2 protein-coding genes are annotated in these 2,423 nt (G+C 71.5%); both read left to right on the forward strand.

What is annotated here, in order from left to right:
* Positions 1-496 (forward strand): SDR family oxidoreductase (locus ACTUAL_RS01580; RefSeq protein ID WP_440899006.1); only part of this gene is annotated, 496 nt, incomplete at its 5' end.
* A gap of 4 nt (positions 497-500) precedes the next feature.
* The gene (locus ACTUAL_RS01585; protein WP_440899007.1) at positions 501-2,405 is read left to right on the forward strand and encodes a flavin-containing monooxygenase; all 1,905 of its coding nucleotides are present in this window, start codon (positions 501-503) and stop codon (positions 2,403-2,405) included.
* Positions 2,406-2,423 lie beyond the last annotated feature (18 nt).

Consider the following 2,423-nt stretch of genomic DNA (forward strand, 5'->3'; position numbering starts at 1 on the left):
GAACGCAGGCGTGACGCGCGACCGCTACCTGTTCCGCATGTCGCTGCAGGAGTGGAACGACGTGCTCACCACGCACATGACCGGGGCGTTCCTGCTCAGCCGCGCCGTCCAGGCGCCGATGGTCGATGCGGGGTACGGGCGCCTGCTCTTCATCTCCTCGACGTCCGCGCTCGGCAACCGTGGCCAGGTCAACTACTCCGGGGCCAAGGCCGGGGTCCAGGGGATGGCCCGCACCCTCTCGCTCGAGCTGGGCAGGTTCGGGGTGACCGTCAACTGCGTCGCGCCCGGCTTCGTCGAGACAGACATGACCCGCAAGGTCGCCGAGACGTCGGGCCGGTCCTGGGAGCAGGTGACGCAGCGCGCCGTCGACCGATCCGCGGTCGGACGGACCGGGCAGCCTTCGGACATCGCCGCCGCGGTGGCCTTCCTGGCCTCGGACCGGGCCAGCTTCGTCACCGGGCAGACCCTGTACGTCGCCGGCCGGCCGACGGTCTGAGTCCATGACCCTCGACCAGAAGACGGCACTGCCGTACGCCGACCTCGCGTCGCACCTGGGCCGGGCCACCCCTGGCCTGGCGATCGGTGCGGTTCTCCTCCAGACCGGTGACGAGATGCTGCTGGGCCGCGTCGAGTGCCCGATCGCGGACCCGGACGCCCTCGGCCAGCAGACCACCCTGACCCCCGACGCACTCCGGGGTGTGCTGGAGGAAGTGCTGGATCGCCACCCCGGGGTGGGACCGTCCTCACCGGCCACCGCCACCGACCGGCGCACCCTGTCGGCGGTCGCGCGTCTGGTCACGGTCCCGGACCTGACCGAAGACTACGTGGACAAGTTCGCGAGCGACCTCACCGAGCACGGCGGGGTGCCGGCGACCACGGCCGGCGCCGACCGCAGGATGCGCATCGTCGTCATCGGGGCCGGTCTGTCCGGGCTGGCGATGGCGCACGAGCTGCGCGAGCACGGATTCGACTACGCGATCTACGAGAAGCACGACGAGCCCGGCGGGGTCTGGGTCGAGAACACCTACCCGCGCTGCGGGCTGGACACCCACCCCTTCGCCTACGCCTGGAGCTTCGGGCCCAGCACCGAGTGGGAGAGCCTGTACGCCACGCGCGACCATGTGCTGGCCTACATCCAGAGGCACGCCGCGGCCTTCGGCGCCACCGCGCGCACGCACTACGGTCACGAGCTGACGGCCGCCCGCTTCGACGAGGAGAGCTACACCTGGCGGCTCCTGTTCTCGCGGACGGGGACCGGGGAGGTGGTCGAGGTCGTCTGCGACATCCTCATCACCGCCGTGGGTACCCTCAACCAGCCGGCGGTGCCGCACGTGCCTGGGATAGAGGACTTCGCCGGGGTCACGATGCACACGGCTCGGTGGGACCCCTCCGTCGAGCTCGAGGGCCGCCGGGTGGCGGTCGTCGGCAACGGGTCGAGCGGTGTCCAGGTGACCCCTGCGCTGGCGGAGGTGGCCTCCGCGCTCACGGTGTTCCAACGCTCCCCGGCCTGGATGAAGCCGCGGCGCACCGAGGTGGGGGAGGGGCCGGTGCCGGACTGGCTGCGGGCCTGCCTCACGCAGGTGGCGACCTTCGGACCGGTCTACCGGTTCCACCTCTACCACCGGTACGGCGACGCGGCCCACGGGCTGCTGCGCACCGCCGACCCCCGCCACCGGGAGCGCAGCGAGGCGATGCGGACCGAGCTGGAGGCCTACATCCGCGAGCAGCTCGACGGCGACGAGGACCTCGTCGCGCGGACCACGCCCTCCTACCCTCCCTACGCCAAGCGCATGGTGGTGGACAACGACTGGTACCGGACCTTGCTGCGCGACCACGTCGAGCTCGTCACCTCGCCGGTGGTCGGCGCGGACCGGGACGGGCTGGTGACGGCGGACGGCCGGCACCACCCGCTGGACGTCATCGTCTGGGGCACGGGGTTCCGCGGCACCGAGTTCATGGTTCCCGTCGCGGTCACCGGTCGCTCCGACAGGCCGCTCACGGACGCGGCCGGGGGCCGGCAGGACCTGCGGGCCTACCTCGGGGTCGCCCTGCCCGAGCTGCCGAACTTCTTCGCCATCCAGGGGCCCAACAGCAGCATCGGCCACGGCGGCGCGGCCACCTTCGTCGGCGAGACCCAGAGCCACTACATCGCCGAGGTGCTGAGGCACCTGCGCGAGCACGGCCTGGACCGGGTGCGCGTGCGCGACGAGGTGGTCGCCGCCTACAACGAGGCGATGGACGCGGAGATGAGCACGATGATCTGGACGGTCTCCGACGTCAGGAGCAGGTACAAGAACACGCAGGGCCGCATCGTCGCCAACCACCCGTGGACCCTCCAGGAGTACTGGAACATGACCCGTCGCCTGCGCCCCGAGGACTACGAGATGGGCAGGTCGCCGCGATGAGCCACGCACCCGTCCTCC

Source organism: Actinosynnema sp., assembly GCF_052038725.1.

Excerpts from the sequence above, each read along its gene's own strand:
- ACTUAL_RS01585 (WP_440899007.1), top strand. The coding sequence starts at position 501 with ATGACCCTCGACCAGAAGACGGCACTGCCGTACGCCGACCTCGCGTCG.